The sequence below is a fragment of the Heyndrickxia shackletonii genome (assembly GCF_001420715.1).
Taxonomy (GTDB): Bacteria; Bacillota; Bacilli; order Bacillales; family Bacillaceae_C; genus Margalitia; species Margalitia shackletonii.
Genome location: NZ_LJJC01000015.1, coordinates 481,423 through 508,345 on the forward strand (window position 1 = coordinate 481,423; position 26,923 = coordinate 508,345).

Sequence of the window (26,923 nt, forward strand, 5' to 3'; positions counted from 1 at the left end):
AGCAGGATTTGTTACCATAAGATGAACGTGGGAAGGTTTTCAGGTATCAAATACACCCTATTCCTGCACGATTTTCTACTGGATTCCTATTGCCTTCACCAAATTGCCTCTTTTCTTCTCCTCGCTGTCACGGATTTGGGTACGATTCGATCACTATTATTCCCATTTTCTATGCTTGACCTTGATACTGGGCACGTTTTTAAAGTTTTTACGCGTAACTCTGTTTTTTAGGCATATCACGTTCGTAGCAAATTTCCTCATCAAAAAAAGCTATACCCTATTAAGCATAGCTTCTTTCTTTACATATCCACTTTCACTACAAATGGAGCTACAAACACTTTTCCTTCATATTGAAATTGTCCCCAGATTTTGTAGACACCTTTTTTCGGGAAATAGACCATAAATGTTACATCTGGACCCTGTTTTTTTGACGGCATTGGATGGATGTGTAGATATTCTTTTAAATCTTTACTTATCGCAACGGCATGACCCATTGCCCCCATATAAGGCTCTAAGTTGGTGATTGGCTTATTTGTTTTGGCATCACGAATTGTAAACTTCATATCTAAGTCCATGCCTGCCATAATATGATCAAAGGAAAGGGTCACTTTTTTCCCATCAATCACTTTTGTCATATGTTTGTCCGGTTCAATCGATTCTTGCGCGGGAGCAACTCCCTCCACATGAATCCAATGTCTTTGCAAACCATTATCCTCCGAGCCTTTTGGTGTAAACTCTGTAATGATATTATAGTCACCAGCTGCTGGAAGGGAGGTCTTGATATCAAATTCACCATTCCCTTTATACTCGGGGTGAATGTGGGAAAAATAAGATAGGTCTTTACTTACAATAATCATATGCATTAATTTTTCATGAACTACATCAAATTTCGGTATCGGTTTCCCTTTCTTATCCTTAATTAAAATAGAAATAGGGAATTCCTGATTTGGTTTAATTTCCTTAGGGGTTGTCCAATCAGCTTCCGTAGGTGTCACTTTCCCTTGCATCGAACTCATGCCCTTATGTTCCATTTGTGACATAGGAACATTTACTGCACCTCCACATCCAGACAAGACAACCGTTACAACGAGCAAAATAGAAATGAGATACTTTTTCAGTTGTTATTCTCCTTCCTAATTTTATATTTTTATCCATTAACATTATAATGTTGAACATTTGCAATGTAAAATTCATATTTATTTTTTATAAAAAAGTACCGCAGGAAATACAGTCCCTAATATCTAAGCCTAGTTTAATGGGTATCTGCTATCCATTTTAATATTAACCTCTGTTGCAGCAATCATTTTTGGAATAACTTATTGGATTATTGCATGAAAATAAACGTGCCACCAAAAAATGGTTAGGCACGTATCCTTTTCTTCCAAAGAAAAAGGTTTGCAACCAACATAATAAAAATGTAGATATACACACCAAAGCTTGCCAAGGTGCTTAAATAGTGCAGCACGGCAAAAATGGCAATTGGGATCATCAAAACAAAGATTTTCCAACTCTCTGTTTGCCCAACCGATTCAAAGCTTTCCGAAAATGGAATGACTTTTTTCAGGATGATAAAACAAACTATCGAATAAAAAGCAGAAATTAAAAATACCAAAATAAGGTCTGGGATTACCCTTACTCCAAAAATGGCGATAAATAAAATACAAAGCACCAAATGCAATGGAAGATAGAGACGTACCAAAAACGCCTTCAATGTTCCCTTAAATAATGGGGATAGATGGTCAAGGGGCAATGCTTTATATATCCATGCACCTTTATATTTTCCAGAAAACTTAAGCATGGTGATGACACTTGGAATAATGATCATCGTAGAATAAATTGTTAAGTATCCTTTTCCAGAGGAGATACTGGAAAATCCGCCGTCTCTAAGACTATTAAACAAAAATATAAAAGGCAAAATGATCGCGAACCCTAATGATGGATAGACCTTCAGCTTAAAATCCCTTTCATTTTTCATCATCAGGCTGGCAAAGCGGAAAAATGCCTGTTCTTCTTTTCCTGAACATATCATTTTGATGAAGCTGCTTTCTAATTTGCTTCGTTTCTTTTCTTTTTTCACACTATGCGTGGCAAGCTTTTGCAGATTTTTCTCAAAAGCCGGGACTAACCGCAAATAGATGAAAAAGGCGATAATTGGAACAACAATAGCCAGAATAGAGAATAGCACGTAAAAAGAATCAAAATGTCCGTTTAAAATCAGTTCATATGGTGCTCCAAACCACATCGGGATAATAAACACCTGCCACCATTTTGGAGTGAGTACCACATGAAAATTGATAAACTCGAATGATCTTCCCAGCACTTGATAGCCAATCATGATGGAAAATGATAACCCAATTTGGACGTAATTTATAATATCCTTCAATTTTTCCCCATCAAAGAATTTTAAAATTAACATGTAAATCAATGCCGTTATTACTAGTATGAATGCTTCCATTAATATGATAAGAATAATAGATAGTAAGAAAAAGATAATCCCATGTCTAAAAAGTCCTACAATCAATGGAATTGCAACGATAGATCCTGTTAAATAGAACAAGTAAATGAATACATGCATCATCTTGGCTGCACTGATTGTTTTCTTATCAATTGGCCTTGTATGTAAAATATTCTTATCGCGAATATCGAGTAAAACAGAAGAAAAATCGGAGATCATCGATGTCATGACGATAAACATAACAAAGCCAAACATAATACTCATTTGAAAAAGATAATTTTCGCCGAGAACAATAAACGGGATTGTGAGTAGTCCAAAAAAGGCATACAACCAAAGGGATTTTAAAAACCCATTTCCATCGTCTCCCGCTTTCTTTTTCTTACTTTGCGCCCCTTGGCTAAAGATGGTCGGTACCCTTCTCTGATCCATGATAAGTTTGACTTGCAGTATTTTTCTCATGGCGGGATAATCGACACCAAACTTTTGGAATAGACCGCTAAATTTGTCTAAAAACTTTAATGTTCTAATATCCCTCATCTCTACACCTCTTGTACGACAGAGACAAATCTCGTACCAATATCCTTATGTTCATGAAAATCAGTTAGCTGATTAAAGATTTCCTCCAACGTTCCTTCCATATTTTGATCCTTCAGCTCCGCAAAGCTGCCATCCGCAGCAATTTTTCCGCCATGAAGCAGAATAATTCGGCTGCTGATCTTCTCCACAACATCCATGATATGGGAGGAGTAAAAGATTGTCTTTCCCTGTGCAGCCAACTGAACTAATATTTCCTTGAATATCATGACACTATTTGCGTCTAATCCATTGATCGGTTCATCTAAAAATAAAATATCCGGATTATGCAGCATGCTTGAAATAATAAGAAGTTTTTGCCGCATTCCTTTTGAGTATGAGGCAATTCGAGAATGGTACACTTCGCCTACACCGAATAATTCCATTAAACTTTTAGCCTTATAATCTGCAAGGTCACAATCCAGCCCATAAAGCTCACCGATAAAAGTTAAATACTCCTGTCCTGTTAAATTATCATATACTTCCGCAATTTCAGGCACATATCCAATTCTTCTCTTGTAATCTATATTTCCATCAGATATATCCCTTCCAAAAATCTTAATTTCACCGGAATATCCCTCTTCAATGCCCAACAAGAGTTTTACCGTCGTACTTTTTCCAGCACCATTTGGCCCTATATATCCAATAATCTCTCCTCGTTCAACGGTGAGATTAATTCCCTGTAATACTTCTTTTGATCCGTAATTTTTTCGTAAATCATGTATACTTAAAACTTCTTCTCCCATTACTCACACCCACTTTTAGTCGATATATTCATATTTTAGCATATATTTCCTGATGAGTGGTGGGTAAAAAGGAAGTCGGATAATGTTCTCACTATCCGACTTAATGCACCTTTATAACAATATAATCAAATGGCTTATTATTTAAATATACATATAGGCACCAAACTCCTGAGCTAGGAAAGTACATATCACAAGGGATATGCTGGTCTGCTCCATGTATAGGACCTATTAGCTGATTGGTCGAAAAAATCTTTGTTACATTCCCCGAATCCTTTTTCATTCCAATTATTTTTACCGGACCTTGTAATTCGTTTTTATCTCCCCAAAAACCCCACAAATATTTACCAGGGTGGCTAGCAGTAAAGTCAGATTTCATTATGCCTAACTTTCCTTTTTTTCCAATCATCGTTGTACTATTATCTGATTTGAACGTTGGGCTTAATGTCCAATCTACATTATGAAAAATTTGTTTGTCATAGAAGCTTTGCACTTTTTCCTTATCGGTAAAAGTGTGGTTTAATAGATTTTCCCATTGCCGTTGATTCTTAGATAATTCTCGTAATGTTACACCGTAAAAGCTTCCTAGTTCTTTTCTGGTTGTATGGAAGGATTGTGTACCCTCTTTTGTATTAACATCAAATGAAACCTCATCGACATTTTTTATCAGAATAAATAAAGTGGTTGCGTTATAAAGAAAAATTCTTTCGGTGTTATCCCTGCTCCAATACTTTTCATTCGAAATGTAATGAACATGGATTCCGTACGGTTCTTTTTTCGTACTTAGGGAAACTCCACCTTTTATATACTGATTGCCAGGCAATTGCTGGAGAATTCCCACTATGGCGCTGCTATCACCAACATAACTTTCTCTGTACGGAATAAGTTTTTTTATATCGACCTTATTCTTATGATCAATGGATAAAGAAAAGGAGCTGGTGTTGGTATTATTGCTGTTTTTTATCATACTGCTCGCCACAGTGAAACTGAAAATAACTAAAGCAAACACCCCAACCAGAGATAAGACGATCTTCTTTGTATAAAAAGCAGGCTCTTTCTTTTTATAGAGATCATCCCTCATCAAGGAAAAGTAAATGTTGTTTTTCACTTCCGTATTTAATTTTGGTTTAGGCAAATTTTTCAGCTTATCTTCTATCAAATCTTCGTTTGGATGGTTCATCTATCTGTCCCTCCTAACTGCCTTTGTAAAGCTTTTTTTGCACGATGATAAGTGGAGCGAACCTTGTTATCACTCCAGTTCAATATTACAGCAGCTTCCTCTGTCGTTAGCTCATTGATTCCCCTAAGGATTAAGATGTCACGATAATTTTCTTTTAAGGATTGAATCGATTTATATAAAAGCTTATTTCCCTCATTTAATTCCAGAAAGAAATCTGGTGTGAGGTGATCAATCGGCTCTATATTCACCTGATTAGCAAGTGGCTCCCTCCATTTATTTCGTTTTCTTTTCCTGATTTCATCAATTGCCACATTACGAGCAATGCTGAAAAGCCAAGTCTTCGGACTTGAATTTCCTTGAAAAGATTGCAAGCCTTTTATCGCTCGAATAAATACTTCTTGAACTAGATCTTCCACATCACTCGGCCGAATCCGGTAAAGGAAAAATTGATATATATCGTCGCTATACTGATGAAACCAATCGGAAATGATTTTTTTACTATCCACATTCTCACCCTCCGATATCGGTCTTCTAATTAGGTTGTTTTCGTTAATTGCTTTAAATCCTATATTATTTTTAGTTTCGGGGCATTTTTTCTTAAAAAGGCTACAACCTTAAATACGGATTTTTTTTATATAAACAACGAAGTTTAAGCTGCCTTTAATTACATTAGACGAATTGATTTTATGTATATCGCAGTTTTTTTAAAAAATTTTCCGAGGTTGAAAATATATTGGATTTATTTTCAGAATGAAATGATGCCTAACTTGTTATAATGTAAAAATATAAGGAGAGAAGCAACATGAAATGGATTAAATATATACTTATTTTATTTATTATCGTTGCAGGAGTCGGAGCTGCTTGGTATTACTACCCACAATATCAAATAAACAAATTGCAAAGAGCACATGCAATGTCTGCAAAAAAACAACATCATAAGGAAACTTCCTATTTACAATACTTTGCTAAAATGAAAGCACATAAAATTCATCATTTAGCTATTGGAGATTCGGTGATTAAAGGAATTGGCGCAAATCAACAGGAAGATTTCATTACACAGTTTTCAAATGAATTAAAACATGCTACTGGAAAAACGGTTATTTCAAGCAATGAAGGCATTCCTGGCATTACAAGTACGGAGCTTAATGACCTTATCCAGCAGGGAAAGTTTGATAACGAAATAAAAGGTGCAGATATTATTACCGTTAATGTGGGGGGAAATGATATTCTTCGATTGGCTAAGCAAAAAAATATTTATCAAACGATTCAATCTTTCCGTACACTGCAAAACGATTTTGAAAATAACCTAATGCAAATAACGACGCACATCAATAGGCTAAATCCAAAAGCAACATTAGTATATTTGGAATTATATAATCCACTTAATCCAAACAATCAGTTTTACGGATTGGCTAATAAATTACTGCCAAAGTGGAATATTAATATTTATAAAGCAGCCGATCAAATCCATTCATCAATCGTAGTGGAAACATCTAAAGTTATCAATGATAAGCATTTACAATACCTTAGCCCTGATGGTGTTCATCCAAATTCAAAAGGCTATTTAGCAATTTCGAGGAAAATGTTCTACGAATTCCAGCATACTGCAATGCCGACATCGACATAATAGTGTAGTGCAGAGCACCTAAAGTAGACGGTCAGCCAGATCTACAGCTTATAGTAGTTACGGACTAATAATGGCAGACACTAGTTCCGTTATTTGTGACAGAATGGGGTAAATCCTAATGTTTGCGGACACAGGTTCCGTTATATTACAAAAAAGCAATCATTTTCTTGTGTTTTTGCGTGATTAACGGATTCTGTGTCCGGTTAGCTCTTAAATTAGGACCATTTAATAAAAATAGCGGAATCTCTGTCCGCTATTTTTTAAGATCGAAGACAAATTTGTTTTTTATCCCTGCCCTATTACTTGAAAATATGAACCTAGAATCTTTTGTGCCGGAATAGACTGCTCTCCTTGTAGCCTTAGCAAAAACGGCCCTTCTCCACGTTGATTCATATAATCAGAAAGAAAACCGTCACCCGAAGGCGAGGCGAACGAGAGATTTCCGCCCCCTAAGGAAAGCTGAATACAGGTCGCTTTCAGGTCCTCATCTACATAAGGGGCACTTTTCTTTAATCCAAATAGACGACTCCATTTATCCGCTTGCCTTTCCAAATCATGGACGGCAAACACTAGATCCTCTATTTCTACTCTACCAATAGAATGTCCATTTATTTTTTCTTTTAAATCCAGCCGACGCTCCTCATCACTCTGATCCCATTGAATGATAAAAGGGAAAGGCAATTCCGTTTGCTCATGCTTAATAAAAAGCATTTTCCATCTGATAGTTACACCATCATCTCTTGTTCTCGTCCCTTCAACTGGCCCATCTATGTTAAAACCAAGTATGCGCGCCTTCTCAGCAACCTCCTCTATCTGATTTGTTCGCAGAGCGATTCTATTAAACCCTTGAATAGTCGGTAAAAGATTAATAACTTGATTAGTAAGATCATGATGGAGCGCCGCTTCTTCCGCTTTAACACGATCCCTTATCCCCAAAAATTCAATATAGCTTAACCCGAAATAAGCTAAAGAGTTATAGGTCCCCCATTTTTCATGGTTACCTCCTACAAAAGCATGAAGTCCAATACTTTTCATTTCTTCCACCGCTTCTTGTGGGTTTTGAACAAAATGGACAAGATGATCGAATGAAAATTCCATTGGGTTTCCTCCGTTCCATTATATAGACTGCTGCATATCTAAATTATGATTATATTTGTGTTTCAAATACTTATCCTTGCATTCTAAATTGCAATTGGCTTTTCTGTTGCAACTGGAAGCCGTATTTCAATTGTCGTTCCTACGTTAACCTTGCTGGAAATAAGGAGATTGCCGCGATGCCCTTCAATGATTTTATAGCAGGTCATTAATCCCAGGCCTGTCCCCTTTTCCTTTGTTGTATAAAATGGTTCTGCAAGCGAAGGGATACGTTCCTCCGGTATTCCCACCCCCTGATCGATAAAATAAATGGAGATCAGGGAATCATCCTTCTTTTCCGCCTTTATTTGAATAATTCCTCCATGTGGCATCGCTTCAATAGAATTTTTCAAAACATTAATAAAGACTTGTTTTAATTGATTTGCTTCTCCTAAAATGGATGGCAATTGATCTGCGTACACCGTTTGAATTTCTATATTTGCCAAAATAGATTGTGTGTTAATTAAAGTCACAACATCATCTAGGATCAACGGAAGATCAACCTCTTTATAATCAACTGCTGTTGGTTTTGCCAATACAAGAAATTCCCCTAAAATGTGATTAATTCTATCAAGCTCTGAAAGGACAATATCATAATACGTTTTTTCCTCTGTATTAGACCGGAATAACTGAATAAAACCCTTAATAGACGTCAGAGGGTTCCGGATTTCATGTGCAATTCCTGCTGCCATTTGTCCAACAAGTGCCAGCTTTTCTGATTTTTGAAGCATTTGTTCGGTTTGTTCCTTGCTCCTGGTAATATCCTTGCAAATGGATAATACTGCAGAGCTTCCTTCATAAACAATAGATAAGGATGTTGACTCAATATAAATATTCTTCCCGTCTAAAAGTTTTAATTTCAGATTTGTGACGGAAATAGGCTCTGTTGTTTTATGTAAATAATCCAACCTTTCTTGTATCTGCTCTTTTTTCTCTTCATCAATAAAATCGAAAATGGACTTTCCGACTAATTCTTCCATCTGAAGGGCACCTACTAATTTTAAGGCAGATTTATTAACATAAAGAATGTCGTAGTTTCGGTGAATAATGACCGATTTAGGAAACAGTTCAATTAACTGTTTATAATTCTCCTCACTTTCCTTTTTCTCCTTTGCAAATAACCTTACTTTATCAAGCTGCCACCCAACAAACCATGCAATGATTGCAGCAACGGTAAAATCGATTATTGCTAATAAAAGACCATCGCTAGAAAAAAAATATTCGACAATTGAAAACAAGAAAGAAATGCAAATAAGTGTAATACGCCCCGTCTTTTTCATATTGGACCCCTTATTTTCTAATATAAGTCAATTATACCATGTTAGTTTTAAATTTTATAAAAATTCAAAATTGAATTTATAAACATTTTTTGAATGTCCTAGTAAACGGAATAGGTTTTAATATAAGATAAATTAAAGAGCGTACTTAAATGAATTTAGCACATCATCATTTATTAAAAGACAGCGTTTTATGAAAGAAATACGTTTAAGGTGGGATATGATGGATTATTGTGAAGATATAAGAAAAATGATTGGAAATTCTCCATTAATTGTTGTACGCCCATGTGTAGCTATTCTTAATAAACAAGGAGAAGTATTATTGACTCGAAACGCAGGCGGAACTTGGAACATACCAAGTGGGATTTTACAGTTAAATGAGTCCGTTGAAGAGTGTATGGCACGAATTGTTCTAGAAGATATAGGTGTAAAATTACTGAAGCTAAAATTATTAAGTGTATATTCAGGTAAGGAATTAATCAATCGTGTCCTGGAAAGCGGCGATGAATATCATCCTGTTGCGATCGTGTACTTATGTACTGAATACGAAGGAGAAATAAACCAGAATAACCATCAAGAAAAAGAAGCACGGTTTTTTCATTTAAATCAGTTACCCGAACAAATTATTCCCTTTATTAAAAACAATATATCTAAAATAAAATCTAATCTTGACATAATAAATGGTAATTAAGCTATTGGAGTATTTTACGTTTTAAAAAAATAGCTCAGGACAATACCTGAGCTATTTTTTTATACAAATCAAGTTGATAATTAATAGGAGAAAGTTTAGCCATTTACTTCTTCCGCTTTCCAATAATACTCACTAAATACTTTAGCAAAAGCATCCACCGCATTATATAATTCTTCTAAATTATTATCGACACCACCAAACTCAAGCAAAATAGAACGATTAGAAAGGTCTTGGTTATAAATCCCATTTCCATCACTCTTGCTCTTAATAAAAACTCCACGACTCAGACCCGGATATAACTTCTCTAACAAAGAGTTTAGTTCCTTGGCATAATTTAAATTCTCTTTATAATTTTGATTTTCTTTTCCAACAATGATATCTATTCTTGCATATTTTTTGTCATTAATAGTCGTTGTAGTAATCGCCTTTCGTTGCGAGTCCCGATGAATATCTATTAAAAACTTTACGTCACGATCCCCTGTCATCGCTTCCTGAACATGCTCACGCGAAAGGGTGTAGGAATTATTATAATTCCAATTTTTCCCCTTTAATTCTGCACCCATATTACTAGTATCATGTTCTACACCAATACCTTTATTTATCAAGTCTTGACTTAGTCTCGTTCCTACAGCTACTACGTTAATTTTATTATTTGTACTTGTTGCGTCATCGGGTACTTTAGCACCGTTGATTAGCGGTAAAAATGATTCCCAACTATGTGTATGATAAATATATACTGCCTTTTTCAAGTTGTTTTTATCATCTTGGCCTTGTTGATTGTTTCCTCCAGAGTTATTCTCCTTATCATTTACGTTTTGTTCATCAGCTATTTGCCGCTCCTTCGTGATGTCATCATCTGATTTAGGAGGAGGATCAAATGGAAGATTTGTAAGGTTTGTCCCCTTTCCAGCAATTGCAATTTCCGTATTGTATACATCTAATCCTGGTATTTCGCTCCCAAGTAGAGTAATAGACTTGGAGGGGTTGATATTTGTTACTAGAGTGAATAGAACTTTAGATAGAGAAATATCAGCATGGACATGCTTGTCCGCAAACAACGAGTGGTTTTCACTTTGTAGCATATAGACAAACAAACCTGAAATATCTGACTTGCTCATAGAATGTTTTAAGGATGCGGATGAAGGACTCAACGGTGAAATGACTAAACAGAATACAAATAAAAAAACCATTATCACACCAACAAATATCCTGCTTAAAAAAACGACAATATGGATTGGTTTATGATTTTTTTCAAACATTTGTCTACCTCCTATTACTAGCATTCTATGAATGTAACTTTATTGTTAGAATCTAATAGATAAATTTCTTAAAGAAGATTCAAGTCATTGTTTCTCTTGTAACGCTTGTAGGTGAACAATAATCAAAATGATTACGATTTATAATGTATATGCTGTATAATTCAATCCTATTTCTCAACTAGGAGGAGGAAAATGAAAATGGCTGTTTCATTGTAAGTTTATCTGTTAAATCTGTCGAAAAAATAAGGAACCGGCTCAGCCGTATGTATACGATATTGGCATAAAAACAGACTAGTCAGATGGATGACTAGTCTATATTTTTTAAAGGATTCTTCCTTCGTTTTCTCATTCTAATTATATAAGTAGCTATTTTTTGAATGCTAAATCCTAATAAGAGGATGATAACTAAAAGCAATGTAATAGTGGCGCCAGGAGGAGTTCCAAGGTGGTAAGAAGAAACTAATCCGATAAAAACACTACCTAAAGCTACAAGAATAGCAGTGATAAAAACATACTTAAAACCTTTCGCTAATTTAATCGCGAAGGAAGCCGGGAGCACTAATAGGGCGGAAACTAATAAAACACCAATAGTTGGAATAATAACGGAGACCGCAAGACCTGTTAGGATGCTAAACGATAAGGATAATAGATTCGTATTCACTCCACTTGAATGGGCTGTATCTTCATCAAACGTCATTAAAAATAATTGCCTCTTAAAAATAAGAAAATATAATAGCACAAGGAATGTTACACCTATTAAAACATTTACTTGCTCACTACTAATCGTGACGATCGATCCAAATAAATACTGCTCTATATTTGGGCTCATCCCGCCATCCGTTACACTCATTAAAAATAATGCAAAGGATAAACCTGCCGCCATTAAAATAGCAATCGAAACTTCGGAATAAGAATGATAAGACCGGCGCATATATTCAATTCCGATGGCACCAATAATAACAATCAACATACTGGAAAACGTTACATTGGAATGAATAAAAAAGCCAATCGCCACACCCGCTAAAGAAATATGCGATAACGTATCAGCCATCAAAGCCTGTCTTCTTAACACAAGAAATATTCCTATTATAGGTGCGATGATAGCAATGAGTCCGCCTGCCCAAAATGCCCGTTGCATGAACTCAAGGTTAAACATTTCCATTCTCCGTGTTCTCCTTTCTCGAGATGTATGACTTTATCAAAGCTAGCACCCGCTTCTTCCCCATCATGTGTTACCATAACAACCGTTCTTTTATGTTTTTTTACTTGATGGCGCATGAATTCGTAAAAACTTTGGCGACTTTCATAATCCATTCCAGTTGTTGGTTCATCTAAAACTAATAAATCTGGTTCTGTAGCAAGAACTCTTGCGATACAAATTTTTTGCTTTTGCCCTCCAGAAAGGGCACCAATTTTTTTATTCCTAAATTCCCACATTCCCACCATTTTCAAGGCATTTTCTACTAATATATGGTCTTTTTCCGTTAGTCGTTGATACCACTTCTTTTCTTGAAATCTGCCAGAACGAACTAATTCAATAACCGTACTAGGAAAACCGACATTAAAAGAGGCAATTTGTTGTGGCACATACCCAATTTTTAATGGATCTCCTGAGCTGTTCTTTTTACTTATAAATACATTTCCAGACCATGGTTTAATTAATCCAAGCATCAATTTAAGCATAGTCGATTTGGAGGCGCCATTAGCCCCTGTTATCCCTACAAATTCTCCTGAATCTATTTCAAATGAAATTCCATTTAATGTTGGAAAATGAGAATAGCCAAAAACAATATCATCTAATGCTGCTAGTTTCATATTTTTGCATCCTTTCTATAACACTTAAATCTATCATCAGGAAGAAATATTAACTATTTTCTCTGTAAAAAAATATATTGTTGGTCAATCTACCTGAATATGTTTTAATGCCGAATAACAGCAAAAGAAAAAGTAGATTGACCAACATTTATATTCTAAGCCTGTGAATATCTCTCATTAGAGTTATTACTCATTCAACGTTTGTTTTAGGCTTTTTAAATTCTCTTCCATTACAGAAATATAATCCATTCCTTTTTTCTGATCTTCTTTGCTTAACCCTTCTAATGTATTAAGCACTTCAGTCTTAGCACCGATTTCTTTTGCAAGTGTTTCGGCAACCTTTGGAGAAGTCAATTCCTCATAATATATAACTTTTAAATCATGCTTTTTAGCGAATTTTTTCAGCTCCGCCAGCTTTGCCGGGCTAGGTTCTTGATCTGGAGACAGCCCTGCAATTGGAACCTGCTTCAGATGATACTCTTTGGCAAGGTAGCCGAATGCTGCATGTTGTGTGATAATTTCATTTCTCTTTACATCTTTTAATTCCGTACGAAATTTATTATCAAGTTTATTCAATTTATTTAAATATTCATTACTGTTTTTTTCATAATAGCTTTGATTTTTAGGATCTGCTTTTACTAATGCTTGCGTAATGGTTTTCACTTCTTGCCCAGCAAGCGCAGGGCTTAACCATACATGCGGGTCCATTTGGCTGCCGCCTTTTGATTCCTCATCTCCAACACCCTTCATTAAGGAGATTCCATTACTGGCAGCAACAAACGTCGGACCATTATTTCCTAAGCTATTCTTTATATTTGGGACCCATGTTTCCAAAGAATCACTGTTATATACTAGAAGCTTTGCATTTTGAATGTTTGCTACATCCTTTGGTGTTGGCTCCCAATCATGCGGTTCAACGTTCGCCGGGATTAAAAGTTGTACATCCGCCTTATCCCCGGCAACTTTCTTTGTAAATTCATACATTGGATAAAAAGTCGTAACTACCTTCATTTTCTTATTTCCATTGTCTTTTGCCTTATTCGTGTCTCCGCTATTGGCACATCCTGCAAGCAAAAGAATAAATGTACAAAGAAGCACTAACACTTTAACATTTTTTAAATAACGCATTACTATTCTCCATTCTATCATGATATTTTAAAAATGTAATCATTCCGATTTATACCAACTATTATTTTCACTTTCAAGCATATCATTACATCTGCTCCGTTATTATCCATGAAAATGGATCTACCAATTTAGTCCAATCCTGTTTTATTTCCTCCTCTGTGAGTAAACATTGATCCAGAGATGCTAGGATTTCTTCTTGATTCATGTCAATTCCGATAAACACAAGCTCTGTTTTTCGATCACCATATTGCGAATCCCATTCCTGTAAAAGTTCAGGCTCGCTTTCGAAATAATAAGATTGTTCCTTTTCAGAAAGTGAAGCAATCCAATACGCAACCGGACTAAGTTCAATGGATGGTCCGGCTTGTGATAACAACAGCGCAACGTCGTTTCTTGTAGCACACCATACAATTCCTTTTGATCTGACAATTTCAGCAGGAAGATTCTCTATCCAAGTGCAAAATCGCTCAGAATGAAATGGAATGTTACTTCGATAAACGAATGAACTGATCCCATATTCATCTGTTTCCGGAATATGTTCCTCTGCTTCCAATTCTTTTAACCATCCAGCAGATTGGCTAGCTCTTTCAAAATCAAATAATCCGGTATTTAGTATTTCTGATGGACTAATTTTTCCATGTTCTATTCGAAGTAGTTTAGCCTCAGGTTGAAGCTTTCTTAAGAAATGCTCTAATTGTTCCAGCTGGTCGTTTTCAAGTAAATCGCATTTATTCATGATAAGGACATCGCAAAATTCAATTTGGTCAATAAGTAAATCAGCTACTGTTCTTTCGTCACCCTCGCTGACATTTTGCAATCTATCCAATAATGAATCGCCTGAAGAGAAATCCTTCCAGAATCGATTAACATCGACAACCGTAACCATTGTATCTAATTTACATAGATTTGTTAAATCAATCCCTAATTCCTCATCTATGTATGAAAAGGTTTGAGCGACAGGTACTGGTTCACTAATACCCGTTGACTCAATCACAATATAATCGACTTCCCCATTTCTCGCCAATTTCTCCACTTCAATCAATAGATCTTCTCTTAATGTACAGCAAATGCAGCCATTTGATAATTCAACAAGCTTTTCTTCTGTTCGGTGAAGTCCCCCTCCTTGCTTTATGAGTTCTGCATCAATATTAATTTCACTCATGTCATTGACAATGACAGCCACTTTCAAGTTCTCTCGGTTTTGCAAAATATGATTCAAAATAGTTGTCTTTCCTGCCCCTAAATATCCGCTTAATACTGTTACTGGTATTTTACTCATTATGTTTCCTCCTTTTTAAAATGTAATGATTACGATTTAGTGAACAAAAATAATATATCCTATTTGTCTTCTTGAATATTCCAAGCAATCCAAAACGAATTCATTACGATTTACAATCTACTTTTAAACTTTCCACCATTAATATGTATGAATTTCACTTAATATACATAACTATAATTCAAATCGTAATGATTACGTTTTTATATTGTAGATGATACATTAGCTTGCGTCAACTCTTTTTTTTCTTTTTCATTTTAAGCAAGCTTGAACGATCCTTTCCAAACTTTTTTACCAATGCCCCCAAAAAAACCGGTGCAACAAAATATGAATGCACCGGTAGGATAATACTTAATTTTTTAATGCTTTCAAAACAATTGCTTCCCCTTTGAATGAAACAACACGACTATTTTCCACTTTTATAGCAAATTTAGCCTTTATCTCTTCGGAAGCATTTAATATAAATGAATTTAAATGCTCTTTTTCTTTATCTGATAAATTCATTCGGTTGCACCATGGTTCAAAAATAAACACTTTCTCAAAGCGGTGCCACTCTCCTACTTCAAAACCGTTATCTTCTAGCATCTGAATCCACTCTGATTTTTTCCAGGCACGAAAATGGCTGTAATCACGTATTTTTTCTATCGTATTATAAAATTCATCAAAAGCTTTTTCCTCTGGTGCAACATTATCGTCCAGTAAGAATTGACCATTGTTTTTTAATACCCTATTAACCTCTGAAAGAAAATCACGGATATTCGGAAAATGATGCGGTGCAATTCGGCAAGTTACAATATCAAAAGTTTCATTCGCAAATGGTAATTTCTCAGCATCCCCTTCCATGAACTGAACATTATGATGCCCATTGCCTTTTATAAATTTTTCAGCAGCAGCTAGCATTTCCTTTGTTAAATCAAGTGCCGTTACACTTCTCACACGGGATGCAAATGCATTAGCCGTATGCCCCCCGCCTGTTGCAATATCAAGCAGTTCTTCCTTACCCGTAATGCTTGCCATTCCTACTAGCTTCTGAAGATCATTCCCATCTTTATGCTGTTTACTTTCCACATAGGACTGCGCACTTTGCCCAAATTGTTGCCTGACATCCTTTTTTGTTTGCTCCATTCTTTATCCCCTCCGGCCTTTCTTCGTTACTATATTTTTACTATAAGACAGAAGGTACTTTATGAAAATGTTCGATTTTTAATGTTTTAACATAAGAAAAAGTTATCTTATAGGAAAACAAAAGCCTACCTCTCATCAAAGATGGGGTAGGCTTTATTCGTATGATGTTGATTAATTTCAAAACCGGCAATGACTTTTCAATGATTATTGAACTCCGACTATTTTCCTTCTTGGCTTTCTTACCCGATTAGAAATCGTATCCTTCTGAGGGGTTGTTCTCCGGATAAAAAAGGATAGAAGAAACGCAACAATGGATAAGGCGGTCGCTACCATAAAGGCATCATTAATTCCCATGACCATACCTTGATGCTCTGCAAGTAAAAAATGTACTTTATCCGATTTCAAAATATGTTCTTGTATCATAATATCTTTCATATGACTAGCACCTTTATTCGTCATAATAGAGACGAAGAATGCCATCCCGACTGCTCCGGCAATCATTCTAAGTGTATTAACCATTGCCGTACCAAACTTATTTAAATTGGATGATAATTCATTTAAACCAGCCGTAAAGATTGGCATCATCACTAATGACATTCCCAGCATTCTTATCGTATACACCGTTACAATATAGGTGAATGTCGTGGTTACTTCCAGCCTTGTAAGAGCAAAAGTGGTTAATATCGTAATTGCGAGACCGATAACCGTTAACCATTTCGCACCATATTTATCAAATAATTTTCCGGTAATCGGCGACATAATTCCCATCACAATTCCGCCAGGCAAAAGCATAAGTCCAGACAAGAGCGGTGAAAATCCACGTACATTTTGCATATAGATCGGCATTAGTATCATACCGGAGTACATTGCCATTGTTACGACAACGTTAATAACGGTAGTAAGCGAGAAAATTTTATAGCGGAAAATTCGAAATTCCAGGATAGGTTCTTCGACCACCCATTGTCTCCATACAAACAAAATTAAGCTGATACCGCCAATAATGAACATGCTTATGACATCGGCTCCACCCCAGCCATTTGTACCTGCTGTTGCAAATCCATATAAAATTCCGCCAAACCCAATGGTGGATAAGATTACACCTATAACATCCAATTTCGGGCGACTCGTTTCTGAAACATTTTTCATAAGAAAAATCGCAATGATAAAGTTCAAGAGCGCGAATGGAAATATGATAAAGAATAAAACTCTCCATGAATGACTTTGGACAATCCACCCGGATAATGTAGGACCGACAGCAGGAGCAAAGTTCATTGCTACACCAAATAGACCCATTGCAAAGCCACGGCGCTCAGGTGGAAATAAAATAAAAATCACATTCGTAATTAATGGAAATAAAATTCCTGCACCAACAGCCTGCACTACTCTTCCGATTAAAATAACAGAAAAATTCGGAGCAATGCCGCAGATTAATGTACCTATTGCAAATAAACCCATAGAGGTAAGATAAAGCTGTCTTGTTGTAAAACGGTTCATTAAATAAGCCGTAATAGGGATAACAATTCCGTTTACAAGCATAAAAATAGTAGTTAACCAGTCAGCTGTTGTCGCAGAAATATGAAGTCTATTCATCATCTGTGGCAAAGCAACATTGATTAACGTCTGATTCAAAAAGGCAATCACAGCTCCAATTAGCATCACAGTAAAAATGGGACCTGTTCGAACCGAACTATTCATTTTTGTCGTATTCATTTTTGTTTCTGTTCCTCCTTGATGTTGTATATTTTTTTTACTCTTATAAGTTGAGTTAGTGTCATTGCTGTAAATTCACCAGGTATTGCTACGTTTTAAAATAAAATTCCATTTTCTAAGATGAGTTTGGGTTACATAATAATAAGGTTGATAAGAACCAGCAAATGATAATGTTTGAGGAATGCATTTAAAATACCCGCCAAGAAGCGGGAATGCATTTTTCCATGATTTGAATAATTACAATAGATTAGTAGATTAATATTTGTAAGTACTAACACAATGTATTGAATTTTACATACCTTCAAAAGATTTGTCAAGCTAAAATTACGAATTTCGAAATACTTTTTATTAAAATGAAAAATCGAATGGTAAAACCATTCGATTCAGACTGTAGACAAACTCGATGAAGATCGAGCTTGCCTACAGTCTTTTTTGTTTTAAAATATAAATAGAAATAATACTTGGGGTGATGAAGATGCTTTCAAAACATAATTCCATTCAACGTGATCAAGTAGAAATGATCGCTTTAGACCAGTTGGTTCCCGAAAATCATTTAGTCCGAAAAATGGAGGCAGCGATTGATTTCTCTTTCATTTATGATTTAGTGGAAGAAACATATTCCGCAGTTGGACGCCCAAGTATTGATCCCGTGATCTTGATTAAACTTACCTTTATTCAATATACATTTGGCATTCGTTCGATGCGTCAAACGATTGAAGAATTAAAAACGAATATGGCCTATCGCTGGTTTCTTGGTTATGGTTTCTATGATAGAGTCCCTCATTTCTCTACCTTTGGAAAAAACTATGAGCGTCGTTTTAAAGATACCGATTTGTTTGAACAGATTTTCTATCGAATTCTAAAAACAGCAGCGGAAAAGAATTTGATAAGTGCAGAACATGTTTTTATCGACTCCACTCATGTAAAAGCGAGTGCGAATAAACGTAAATTCGAAAAAAAGGTGGTCCGAAAAGAAACACGTGCCTATCAAGAACAGCTCCAAGAAGAAATCAATCAAGACCGGGAAGATCATGGAAAAAAGCCATTTCCACCAGATAAATTTGAAAAAGAAGATACAAAAGAAATAAAAGAAAGTACCACAGATCCTGAGAGTGGTTACTATGTGAAAGACGAACGGACTAAACAGTTCGCCTATTCTTTTCATGCAGCTTCTGACCGCAAAGGATTTGTTTTAGGAAATATGGTGACACCAGGAAATACCCACGATAGCGTAATCCTAGAACCATTAGTAGAACAAGTAATGGATATTGTAGGAAAGCCCGATGCCGTTGCGGCAGATGCAGCTTATAAAACACCGGCCATCACGAAATACTTAATCGAAAACGAAATGACACCTGCTTTACCTTATACAAGACCACGTACAAAAGAAGGTTTCTTCCGAAAACACGAGTACGTATATGATGAATACTATGATTGTTACATATGCCCATCAGGGGAGATATTGAATTACTCTACCACGACAAAAGAAGGGTATCGTGAATACAAATCTTCTAAGCATATTTGCGCTAATTGTCCATTTTTATCGCAATGTACGGAGAGTAAGGATCATCAAAAAGTAGTGACTCGTCATATTTGGCAAGAGTACCTTGAGGAAGCAGATCATCTTCGTCATCACAAAGAGGTAAAAACGATATATGCGAAACGCAAAGAAACGATTGAGCGTGTATTTGCAGACGCAAAAGAAAAGCATGGTATGCGTTGGACAACGTTAAGGGGACTTAAAAAATTGTCGATGCAGGCGATGCTTACTTTCGCTGCCATGAATTTGAAGAAAATGGCCAACTGGATATGGAAAGGTCCGGAAATGGCCTAGTAGATGAGGATGAGAGAGGTCAGCATACACCCAAAAAGGTAAAAAAGTAAGAACAAAATCAAAAGGGGTTCGGAATGTGACCATTCCGAACCCCTTTTGTCTACAATCTGAATCGAATGGTAAAACCATTCGATTTTTTTCCGTCAATTTGAAAACTGTGATTTATACTGGCTAATTACCAGATCAGGCTCTAAGTTTTCTCCCTGCATTTGTCTTAAACGTGCAGCTTTGTTCACTTGCTCATCTGCATGATAGCTTGAACGAACGAGTGGACCTGCCTCACAATGTTTGAAACCTTTTTGCAAGGCAATTTCCTTTAATTCTGCAAATTCATCTGGGTGTACATAGCGTTCAACTTTAAGATGTTTCTTAGTAGGCTGTAAATATTGACCGATTGTCATAATATCTACATTATGTGCCAGTAGGTCATCCATTGCTTGAATGATTTCCTCTTTCGTTTCACCAAGTCCAACCATAATACTTGATTTTGTTGGTGTATTCGGGCTAATTTCTTTTACTCTTTTCAAAAGTTCTAATGAACGTTGATAAGTTGCTTTAGAACGAACTCGTTTTGTTAATCGCTCCACTGTTTCGATATTATGGTTAAAAATATCCGGTTTTGCATCCATTAATGTTTTCAAGCTTTCGTAATCACCTTTCATATCTGAAGGCAGCACTTCTACCGTACAAGATGGAACACGGCGTCTAATTGCACGAATCGTTTCAGCAAAAATAGCCGCACCTCCATCAGCAAGGTCATCACGTGCAACAGCGGTAATAACGCAATGGCGCAATCCCATTACTTCAACAGATCTAGCTACACGTTCCGGTTCTTCCCAATCTAATTCAGTCGGTAACCCAGTTTTCACCGCACAGAAGCGGCAGCCGCGTGTACAAAGATCACCAAGGATCATAAAGGTTGCTGTTTTTCGTACCGCCCAGCACTCATGGATATTAGGACATTTTGCTTCCTCACAAACGGTATGCAATCTTTCTTCGCGCATCATTTTTTTCAAACCGGTATAGGTTTTGTTTGTGTTTAATTTAATTTTTAACCACTCAGGCTTTCTTAAGTATTCATCATTTTTGTTAACCACTATGTACACTCCTTATCGATAAAAGGTATAACTATCTGTTGCATACTTTTCTGCCATTAGGCTTTGAGCTTCATCGATCATTTGTTGTGGTGGTTCATAAGGAGTTAATTCGATATTCAGCCCTTTTTTAAAGCCATTTTTAAAAGCGTCTTTAACCTCTTCCAGTGTTGCTTTTCTGCCCAAAATCTGATTAATCGAGACAGCTTTGTCTTTAAATGCGTTTTTCGCTCTTAGCTTTACTTTTTCATTAGGGAAGATAAATAGATTATATAAAGCATCTTCATCCATCTCCATTGGAATCGAGCCATGCTGTAAAATGACCCCTTTTTGTCGGGTTTGGGCACTTCCTGCAGCCTTTTTCCCGCCAATTTCTAATTCATACCATGATGCTTCCTCAAAACAAACAGCTGTCCCCGTTTTCCCTATCGGGGCATCCGGTATCGCTAATTCAGCTGAAATACCAAGTAATCGATAACCTTCTAACAACCCTTGGGACAAGACCCGATAAGATTCAATGATAGAAGGCGACATTTTTTTATGTTTTTCACTAATAATAACAGAGTAGGTTAACTCCTTGTCATGCAATACCGCGAGACCCCCGGTCGGACGCCTGACGATGTCAATTCCCCTCTCCTTTGCGGCAGAAACATCGATTCTTCCAACTGTTTTCTGAAAATGTCCCAGTGATAATCCCGCCGGCTCCCATTCATAGAAACGAAGCACAGGTGGAATCTCCCCTTTACTATGCCAGTTAAGAAGAACCTCATCCATTGCCATGTTAAACGCAGGAGAGCTTATCCCAGTATCAAGAAATAACCATTCTTCTTCCAAGGTTTTTCCCACTCCCATTCTTTAATTGTGTCCCTTTTTTAAACAATTTTAGTTTAACATTCTCCCCATCTTTGTCAACGGAATCCCTTACTTACATTATTTTTCTTGTTAAACCATTTATAAAATAGATAGGAAAGAAGAAGAGTGAGCATGATGGAGATCCATGAAGTGTACCATGTCCAATGAATATATTTAACCAAGTCAGTATAGCGTAATATTAGGACTTCAACTGGTACTAATATAGTAGGAAAGGCAAAAACATAAAAGATTTTCCACCAAAAACCTTTTTGGGTTGGATAATGGATATTAAAAAGAACACTAATCACAGGAAAGGCAAGAAACTCAAATGTAAAGCTTGTCCGTACCGCATGAGCAAAGAAACGACTTGGATATTCAATAAGCCCATATTGGACAACTGCAAGTCCAAGAATCCAGGCTGGAAGCTGCATAAATAAAAAGCTAACCCATGCATCACGAATTTTTTGTTTGGGAACAAAAATAAAAAGCAACAGAAAGGAAATAATCCATATTAATGTCTCAATGATGATGTTCCTATTCATAGTTCACCATATTACGCTCCTTTGATTTCTTAAAAAACCATTTTGTAAACCATAAGGACCCTAAATTAAATATCAATGCCAGAATAAATTGGTTGAATACGCTCCAATGAATGTATCTCTTCATATCCGTAAATTTTTCAACTGAAAAATCATATATACTAATGAAAATAGTAGCCCCCAGAACAAATATACATTGGATATACCGATTTCGATGATATGGAAAAAGAAAATAATAAAGTACAGAAAAGACCGGGAAAATAATAAAATCATTGAAAAAGTTTTGTGTCGTTGCCTTTGGAAACATCCGAAAAGTGCTTTTTACCAAATCATATTCAGCCAAAATAACCCCTGCTCCCCACGTTAAGCTTTGAAAAAAAATAAAATTTAACCACGCTTCCCGCATTCGATTTTTCGGCACAATGAGGAAAAGAAGAAAAATGACGATGATAGAAGTGATGATAATCCATAAAACATTTTTAGAGAAAACCATAAATTATCCTCTGCCTTCTTTTTATAGTTACTATGTACATTTTTCACAAAAATAGTATTTGTGATATGCCCCCTTTTTCATACAAAGATGTAAAAACTGTTGTGTCCAATAAATGTTACCTAGAAAAATTAAAACTCATTAATTAAACTTACATTTTTTAACACAAAAGGAACGAATAATACAAATTAATATGAAAATACTTTTCAATAAGGAGGTCACATTTTATGACAAATCTTTTTGAATCAACCAAAGACTTTTTCAAAACTCTTATTGATTGTGAGGAGAAAAATCCACTTCATGTCGGAGAAGTTAATAGTCTATGGGTCCTTTTGACCATGTTAGAAGAGGGAATTAGTGTTTATCAAATTGGCTTAAACACAACAAATGATGATGATTTAATACATGCATTAAAAAATGGCGAGCAATCATCAAAGGCAATTTCAAACCAATTAAGAACTTTTTTTAAAAAAGAAGGAATTCCACTTCCCGATACCTCAGAGGAAAAGCCAAAGTCAGATCCAAATTCCATTCCTCTTGGGGTAAAGTATACAGATGAAGAACTAGCTAATCTGGTTTCTGTAAAAGTGGCAGCTCAAATTACATTAATCGGACAAGCATTGGCTATGTCAGTCAGAAGTGATTCATGTGAGTTATTATTACAAATTCAATATGAACTTTTAAAGTACGGTTCCTCTTTTAAAACTTTAATGAGAAGAAACGGTTGGATAAAAGTACCTCCGTATTATTATACTCCCGGAGCTCCTGGCAGTTGATATCCGCCATATTTCCAAATAAGGGAAAAATTTTAATATGTAAATATTAGTGATAAGTCTCGCGGGTGCTGTTGTCTTCCGTGAGACCAATTTATTCCTCAGCATAAAATCCACGCTAATTCACCATTTCACATAAAGTGTACAAAGCCATCTATATTTATGAGAATATTCAAACTTCCCATTGAATGAACATCAAAATTAAGATATATTTATATAATATTATCGTTTAGGTTACCGAAATTGTTACTAATTAGAGGTGTTTATATTGCGACCGATTTTTCTTGGCATCTGTGCTGCCTTCTTTTTTGCGTTTACTTTTATTCTTAATCAGGCGATGGACTTATCAGGGGGAAGCTGGATTTGGAGTGCGTCGCTGAGATATATATTCATGGTCCCATTTTTAGTATGTATTGTAGGAATAAAAGGAAATCTCAAGGAACTTTTCCACGAATTAAGAGTACGTCCCGTCAGCTGGCTGCTATGGAGCTTTGTTGGATTTGGACTTTTTTATGCACCTTTATGCTTTGCTGCCGCTTATTCACCGGGTTGGCTTATTGCAGGAACATGGCAGATTACGATTATTTCAGGTGCCCTGCTCACTCCGCTTTTTTTTGAAACAGTGGAGACTATCAACGGCCCGGTGAAGATTCGAGGAAAAATTCCGTATAAAGGATTGGTCATGTCGCTTATCATTTTATTAGGAATTATTCTAATGCAATTAGAGCATTCCAAGCATGTTTCCCTTGAAAATGTTCTGCTCGGAGTAATACCTGTTCTCATCGCCTCACTAGCTTATCCGTTGGGAAATCGAAAAATGATGGATATTTGTATGGGACGTTTAGATGCGTATCAGCGTGTACTAGGCATGACTTTGGCTAGCTTGCCTCTCTGGATTTTATTATCTGTCTATGGAGTTTTTACCGTTGGGCTGCCTAGCTTCGGCCAAACCATTCAATCAGGATTAGTTGCCATCTGCTCCGGTGTTATTGCAACTGTTTTATTTTTCAAAGCAACCGATATGGTAAGAGGAAATATGCAAAAACTTGCTTCTGTAGAAGCTACCCAATCCATGGAAGTGCTTTTTACCTTAATCGGAGAACTGCTGTTTCTATCCATTCCAAATCCGTCTCTTCTTTCGTGGTTCGGAATGTTTGTCGTGATTGTTGGGATGGTAATGCATAGTTATGTGGCACAAATTACGCGTAAAAAACAATTCCTTGGAGACCATCGAAACGTTGGAATATAAAAAGGAATTCAACAATCTCATCAAAGGAAATTTAAAAAGCTTGGTTCTGCCATGGACCAAGCTTTTTATACGTAAGTTTTTTATCTTGTTACTACCAAACTAAAAGCACAAGGCTATCTTGTGCTGTATGTCATTTTATGGAGTTGTTCTGGGTGGGAATGTTTAGTTTAGCGGCAAGATAATTTCAATGATCGTTCCTTTCGAGTCGCTCCAAATATGAATAGTGCCATGATGATTTTCGATGATTTGTTTGGATATCATGAAACCGAGTCCCGTGCCATTTTCTTTTGTTGTAAAAAATGGCTGTCCAATCTTTTTCAAAAGCTCCTTTGGAATACCGAATCCTGTATCTTTAAATAACATTTTTACTTTATCTTGACCATGTTCTTTTAATTCAATTGTTATATTACCGCCGTCAGGCATGGCCTCAATGGAATTTTTCAACAGGTTAATAAATACTTGTTTTAATTGATTCTCATCACATTTAATCTTGAGATTGTCACAATCGTAGTTGGTGCTGATCACAATATTTTTCATAATGGCATGTGTATCAATCAGCGCTTTCACATGCTCAATCATTACGGCTAATTCTTTTATTTCAAACTTCAAATCCTGTGGCTTGGCAAGGACTAATAGCTCTGAAAGAATAATTTCGATTCTGTCCATTTCAGATTCAATAATATTAAAATAATTGGAATGAGTTTTTAACTCTGATTGCATAAGTTGAAGGAAACCTTTGATAGCCGTTAATGGATTTCTTACTTCATGAGCAATTCCTGCAGCCAGTTGACCAGCAACAGATAATTTTTCAGAATGCAACAGAAGCTCCTGTGTTTTTTTGCGTTCCGTAATGTCACGAATAATAATATGTTTGACCGGATTATTTCGATAGATGGTCGTAATTCCTTTCATTTCCACATCAACTTCGCTTCCATCCAAGCGGATAAGCCTATATTCGATGAAGTCTTCTCCATCTTCCTCCAGATTCATTCGTTTAGATGCAATATCATGATAATCGGGATGTATGATATCCAGTAGTGATTTTTGTAATATTACTTCCTTTGTACAAGCTCCCAGTAAATTCACACCGGTATCATTGATAAACAGAATTTCATTTCCGGCTGCTAAAATAGCCGCATCCGGTGCATTCTCCACTAAATTCCGGTAGGTTTCTTCCCTTTTCTTAACATCATCTTCTGATAATTTTCTTTCCGTAATATCTCTAATAACACTAATTACTTCTGTTACTTCATCTGTTTTTGGGTCTCTGATAAGCTTGAACAGAGATTCTACCCATACATAATTTCCATTCTTTTTACGCATTCGAAAGGTCGTTCTTCCATTTTCACCTTTGCTGATAACATCACTACGGTTTTTCATAACTCTCTTTTTATCATGATAATGAACATACGAAAATTTATTCTGGTTAAGCAACTCTTCAGGGGTATAGCCAAGAATGTGCTCGCACGAAGGGGAAAGGTAAAGAAAATTCCCATCCAAATCTGTTCTTACAATTATGTCCAGTGAATTTTCTGTCAATAATCTATGTATATCCTGTTCTTTACGATTTTTTGCGTTTTTTTTCTTTATTGCCGTGATATCTCTAGCGACTCCATATATTCCAACTACTTCATTATTCACAATAATCGGCAGGCTCGTAACATTTAAAAAAACCTGATCCCCGCTATTTTTGGTAATTTTATAATCATTGTTTTGGATTTTCCCTTCAAAGGCATCATGAAAGTTTTGAAAAACTCTATGTAAATCATCCACTGGAACAAGTTTTTGGAAAGTCATTTCCGCTAAATTGTCCGCTTGAATTCCGAGAATCCTTTCACATGCAGGATTCACTTTCATAAAATGACCATCTAAATCCAGAGCATATATTGCATCCTCATTCTCCATAAAAATTGTTTCGTATCTAGGCATGTTTTCTTTTAAATACTTTTCTAGTAAAAGCCTTTTTTCCTTTTTTAAAGCATTAATAGAACTGTCCATCTTTCTCTATTCAGTTCCTTTCTAGTGAATTTATAAGAAAAGCAGAAGCACCCTGCTTATCGGCGTACTGATTTCGTAGTCGCTCACCTCGAGATAAAGGA

24 protein-coding genes are annotated in these 26,923 nt (G+C 36.0%); 5 read left to right on the forward strand and 19 right to left on the reverse strand.

Annotation, left to right across the window (positions count from 1 at the left end; translation table 11 throughout):
* Positions 1 to 299 precede the first annotated feature (299 nt).
* From AN964_RS24070 to AN964_RS24090, 5 genes are all read right to left on the reverse strand, one after another.
* On the reverse strand, positions 300 to 1,016 hold the full coding sequence (locus AN964_RS24070; protein ID WP_244885905.1) for a DUF8832 domain-containing protein: 717 nt from the start codon (positions 1,014 to 1,016) through the stop codon (positions 300 to 302).
* A gap of 344 nt (positions 1,017 to 1,360) precedes the next feature.
* Positions 1,361 to 2,992: a hypothetical protein gene (locus AN964_RS24075; protein WP_055742315.1), complete on the reverse strand. Its 1,632-nt coding sequence runs from the start codon at positions 2,990 to 2,992 to the stop codon at positions 1,361 to 1,363.
* A 2-nt stretch (positions 2,993 to 2,994) separates the two neighbouring features.
* Complete coding sequence (locus AN964_RS24080) at positions 2,995 to 3,774, reverse strand: ABC transporter ATP-binding protein (RefSeq protein WP_055742316.1); 780 nt, start codon at positions 3,772 to 3,774, stop codon at positions 2,995 to 2,997.
* Between the two features lie 100 nt (positions 3,775 to 3,874).
* Complete coding sequence (locus AN964_RS24085; RefSeq protein ID WP_055742317.1) at positions 3,875 to 4,951, reverse strand: DUF4871 domain-containing protein; 1,077 nt, start codon at positions 4,949 to 4,951, stop codon at positions 3,875 to 3,877.
* Positions 4,948 to 5,457 carry an RNA polymerase sigma factor gene (locus AN964_RS24090; protein WP_055742318.1) on the reverse strand — a complete coding sequence of 170 codons (510 nt, stop codon included), beginning with the start codon at positions 5,455 to 5,457 and terminating at the stop codon, positions 4,948 to 4,950. Before AN964_RS24090 ends, AN964_RS24085 begins: the two co-directional genes overlap by 4 nt.
* 296 nt (positions 5,458 to 5,753) lie before the next feature.
* On the opposite strand from AN964_RS24090, the gene AN964_RS24095 reads away from it, so the two are divergent.
* A complete protein-coding gene (locus tag AN964_RS24095; protein ID WP_055742319.1) occupies positions 5,754 to 6,578 on the forward strand; it encodes a GDSL-type esterase/lipase family protein in 825 nt (274 codons plus the stop codon).
* Positions 6,579 to 6,863: 285 nt separating this feature from the next.
* On the opposite strand, the gene AN964_RS24100 is transcribed toward AN964_RS24095, so the two are convergent.
* Both AN964_RS24100 and AN964_RS24105 read right to left on the reverse strand, forming a co-directional pair.
* A complete protein-coding gene (locus tag AN964_RS24100) occupies positions 6,864 to 7,676 on the reverse strand; it encodes a VOC family protein (protein ID WP_055742320.1) in 813 nt (270 codons plus the stop codon).
* Positions 7,677 to 7,759: 83 nt separating this feature from the next.
* Positions 7,760 to 8,992, reverse strand: a complete 1,233-nt coding sequence (locus tag AN964_RS24105; RefSeq protein WP_055742321.1) for an ATP-binding protein — start codon at positions 8,990 to 8,992, stop codon at positions 7,760 to 7,762.
* Positions 8,993 to 9,212: 220 nt separating this feature from the next.
* Between AN964_RS24105 and AN964_RS24110 the strand changes: the two genes are divergently transcribed.
* Positions 9,213 to 9,680, forward strand: a complete 468-nt coding sequence (locus AN964_RS24110; RefSeq protein WP_055742322.1) for an NUDIX domain-containing protein — start codon at positions 9,213 to 9,215, stop codon at positions 9,678 to 9,680.
* 95 nt (positions 9,681 to 9,775) lie between these two features.
* On the opposite strand, the gene spoIIP is transcribed toward AN964_RS24110, so the two are convergent.
* The 7 genes from spoIIP to AN964_RS24145 all read right to left on the reverse strand — a co-directional run bounded on the left by spoIIP (position 9,776) and on the right by AN964_RS24145 (position 17,993).
* Positions 9,776 to 10,939, reverse strand: coding sequence for a stage II sporulation protein P (spoIIP, locus tag AN964_RS24115; protein WP_161809318.1), 1,164 nt, complete (start codon positions 10,937 to 10,939; stop codon positions 9,776 to 9,778).
* Positions 10,940 to 11,246: 307 nt separating this feature from the next.
* A complete protein-coding gene (locus AN964_RS24120; RefSeq protein WP_055742323.1) occupies positions 11,247 to 12,101 on the reverse strand; it encodes a metal ABC transporter permease in 855 nt (284 codons plus the stop codon).
* Positions 12,026 to 12,754, reverse strand: coding sequence for a metal ABC transporter ATP-binding protein (locus AN964_RS24125; RefSeq protein WP_055742324.1), 729 nt, complete (start codon positions 12,752 to 12,754; stop codon positions 12,026 to 12,028). The genes AN964_RS24120 and AN964_RS24125 overlap by 76 nt, the downstream gene beginning before the upstream one ends.
* 186 nt (positions 12,755 to 12,940) lie before the next feature.
* On the reverse strand, positions 12,941 to 13,882 hold the full coding sequence (locus AN964_RS24130; protein WP_055742325.1) for a metal ABC transporter substrate-binding protein: 942 nt from the start codon (positions 13,880 to 13,882) through the stop codon (positions 12,941 to 12,943).
* Positions 13,883 to 13,967: 85 nt separating this feature from the next.
* Positions 13,968 to 15,161 (reverse strand): GTP-binding protein, encoded by a 1,194-nt coding sequence (locus AN964_RS24135; protein ID WP_055742326.1) that lies wholly within the window; start codon positions 15,159 to 15,161, stop codon positions 13,968 to 13,970.
* A 348-nt stretch (positions 15,162 to 15,509) separates the two neighbouring features.
* Positions 15,510 to 16,283 (reverse strand): class I SAM-dependent methyltransferase, encoded by a 774-nt coding sequence (locus AN964_RS24140; RefSeq protein ID WP_055742327.1) that lies wholly within the window; start codon positions 16,281 to 16,283, stop codon positions 15,510 to 15,512.
* 204 nt (positions 16,284 to 16,487) lie between these two features.
* Entirely contained in the window at positions 16,488 to 17,993 is a 1,506-nt protein-coding gene (locus AN964_RS24145; protein WP_055742328.1) for a DHA2 family efflux MFS transporter permease subunit, read from the reverse strand.
* Between the two features lie 475 nt (positions 17,994 to 18,468).
* Here AN964_RS24145 and AN964_RS24150 point away from each other — a divergent pair, with 475 nt between their 5' ends.
* A complete protein-coding gene (locus AN964_RS24150; protein WP_055742329.1) occupies positions 18,469 to 19,827 on the forward strand; it encodes an IS1182 family transposase in 1,359 nt (452 codons plus the stop codon).
* A 143-nt stretch (positions 19,828 to 19,970) separates the two neighbouring features.
* On the opposite strand, the gene lipA is transcribed toward AN964_RS24150, so the two are convergent.
* The 4 genes from lipA to AN964_RS24170 form a co-directional block, all read right to left on the reverse strand.
* Positions 19,971 to 20,924, reverse strand: coding sequence for a lipoyl synthase (lipA, locus tag AN964_RS24155; protein ID WP_055742330.1), 954 nt, complete (start codon positions 20,922 to 20,924; stop codon positions 19,971 to 19,973).
* Positions 20,925 to 20,936: 12 nt separating this feature from the next.
* Complete coding sequence (locus AN964_RS24160; RefSeq protein ID WP_235950830.1) at positions 20,937 to 21,701, reverse strand: lipoate--protein ligase family protein; 765 nt, start codon at positions 21,699 to 21,701, stop codon at positions 20,937 to 20,939.
* A 128-nt stretch (positions 21,702 to 21,829) separates the two neighbouring features.
* Complete coding sequence (locus AN964_RS24165) at positions 21,830 to 22,315, reverse strand: CBO0543 family protein (protein WP_055742332.1); 486 nt, start codon at positions 22,313 to 22,315, stop codon at positions 21,830 to 21,832.
* Positions 22,308 to 22,805: a CBO0543 family protein gene (locus AN964_RS24170; protein ID WP_055742333.1), complete on the reverse strand. Its 498-nt coding sequence runs from the start codon at positions 22,803 to 22,805 to the stop codon at positions 22,308 to 22,310. Before AN964_RS24170 ends, AN964_RS24165 begins: the two co-directional genes overlap by 8 nt.
* Positions 22,806 to 23,029: 224 nt before the next feature.
* Between AN964_RS24170 and AN964_RS24175 the strand changes: the two genes are divergently transcribed.
* Both AN964_RS24175 and AN964_RS24180 read left to right on the forward strand, forming a co-directional pair.
* Entirely contained in the window at positions 23,030 to 23,578 is a 549-nt protein-coding gene (locus AN964_RS24175; protein ID WP_055742334.1) for a DUF3231 family protein, read from the forward strand.
* A 265-nt stretch (positions 23,579 to 23,843) separates the two neighbouring features.
* A complete protein-coding gene (locus AN964_RS24180) occupies positions 23,844 to 24,824 on the forward strand; it encodes a DMT family transporter (RefSeq protein ID WP_055742335.1) in 981 nt (326 codons plus the stop codon).
* Between the two features lie 162 nt (positions 24,825 to 24,986).
* Here the strand turns inward: AN964_RS24180 and AN964_RS24185 are convergent, their stop codons facing one another.
* Positions 24,987 to 26,822 carry a PAS domain-containing sensor histidine kinase gene (locus tag AN964_RS24185; protein WP_055742336.1) on the reverse strand — a complete coding sequence of 612 codons (1,836 nt, stop codon included), beginning with the start codon at positions 26,820 to 26,822 and terminating at the stop codon, positions 24,987 to 24,989.
* Between the last annotated feature and the right edge of the window lie 101 nt (positions 26,823 to 26,923).

Excerpts from the sequence above, each read along its gene's own strand:
- AN964_RS24185 (WP_055742336.1), bottom strand. The coding sequence starts at position 26,822 with ATGGACAGTTCTATTAATGCTTTAAAAAAGGAAAAAAGGCTTTTACTA.
- AN964_RS24175 (WP_055742334.1), top strand. The coding sequence starts at position 23,030 with ATGACAAATCTTTTTGAATCAACCAAAGACTTTTTCAAAACTCTTATT.
- AN964_RS24075 (WP_055742315.1), bottom strand. The coding sequence starts at position 2,992 with ATGAGGGATATTAGAACATTAAAGTTTTTAGACAAATTTAGCGGTCTA.
- AN964_RS24145 (WP_055742328.1), bottom strand. The coding sequence starts at position 17,993 with ATGAATACGACAAAAATGAATAGTTCGGTTCGAACAGGTCCCATTTTT.
- AN964_RS24070 (WP_244885905.1), bottom strand. The coding sequence starts at position 1,016 with ATGAGTTCGATGCAAGGGAAAGTGACACCTACGGAAGCTGATTGGACA.
- AN964_RS24085 (WP_055742317.1), bottom strand. The coding sequence starts at position 4,951 with ATGAACCATCCAAACGAAGATTTGATAGAAGATAAGCTGAAAAATTTG.
- spoIIP (WP_161809318.1), bottom strand. The coding sequence starts at position 10,939 with ATGTTTGAAAAAAATCATAAACCAATCCATATTGTCGTTTTTTTAAGC.
- AN964_RS24165 (WP_055742332.1), bottom strand. The coding sequence starts at position 22,315 with ATGAATAGGAACATCATCATTGAGACATTAATATGGATTATTTCCTTT.
- AN964_RS24170 (WP_055742333.1), bottom strand. The coding sequence starts at position 22,805 with ATGGTTTTCTCTAAAAATGTTTTATGGATTATCATCACTTCTATCATC.
- AN964_RS24150 (WP_055742329.1), top strand. The coding sequence starts at position 18,469 with ATGCTTTCAAAACATAATTCCATTCAACGTGATCAAGTAGAAATGATC.
- AN964_RS24160 (WP_235950830.1), bottom strand. The coding sequence starts at position 21,701 with ATGGCAATGGATGAGGTTCTTCTTAACTGGCATAGTAAAGGGGAGATT.
- AN964_RS24100 (WP_055742320.1), bottom strand. The coding sequence starts at position 7,676 with ATGGAATTTTCATTCGATCATCTTGTCCATTTTGTTCAAAACCCACAA.
- AN964_RS24120 (WP_055742323.1), bottom strand. The coding sequence starts at position 12,101 with ATGGAAATGTTTAACCTTGAGTTCATGCAACGGGCATTTTGGGCAGGC.
- AN964_RS24080 (WP_055742316.1), bottom strand. The coding sequence starts at position 3,774 with ATGGGAGAAGAAGTTTTAAGTATACATGATTTACGAAAAAATTACGGA.
- AN964_RS24125 (WP_055742324.1), bottom strand. The coding sequence starts at position 12,754 with ATGAAACTAGCAGCATTAGATGATATTGTTTTTGGCTATTCTCATTTT.
- AN964_RS24135 (WP_055742326.1), bottom strand. The coding sequence starts at position 15,161 with ATGAGTAAAATACCAGTAACAGTATTAAGCGGATATTTAGGGGCAGGA.
- AN964_RS24105 (WP_055742321.1), bottom strand. The coding sequence starts at position 8,992 with ATGAAAAAGACGGGGCGTATTACACTTATTTGCATTTCTTTCTTGTTT.
- AN964_RS24110 (WP_055742322.1), top strand. The coding sequence starts at position 9,213 with ATGGATTATTGTGAAGATATAAGAAAAATGATTGGAAATTCTCCATTA.
- AN964_RS24095 (WP_055742319.1), top strand. The coding sequence starts at position 5,754 with ATGAAATGGATTAAATATATACTTATTTTATTTATTATCGTTGCAGGA.
- AN964_RS24140 (WP_055742327.1), bottom strand. The coding sequence starts at position 16,283 with ATGGAGCAAACAAAAAAGGATGTCAGGCAACAATTTGGGCAAAGTGCG.
- AN964_RS24130 (WP_055742325.1), bottom strand. The coding sequence starts at position 13,882 with ATGCGTTATTTAAAAAATGTTAAAGTGTTAGTGCTTCTTTGTACATTT.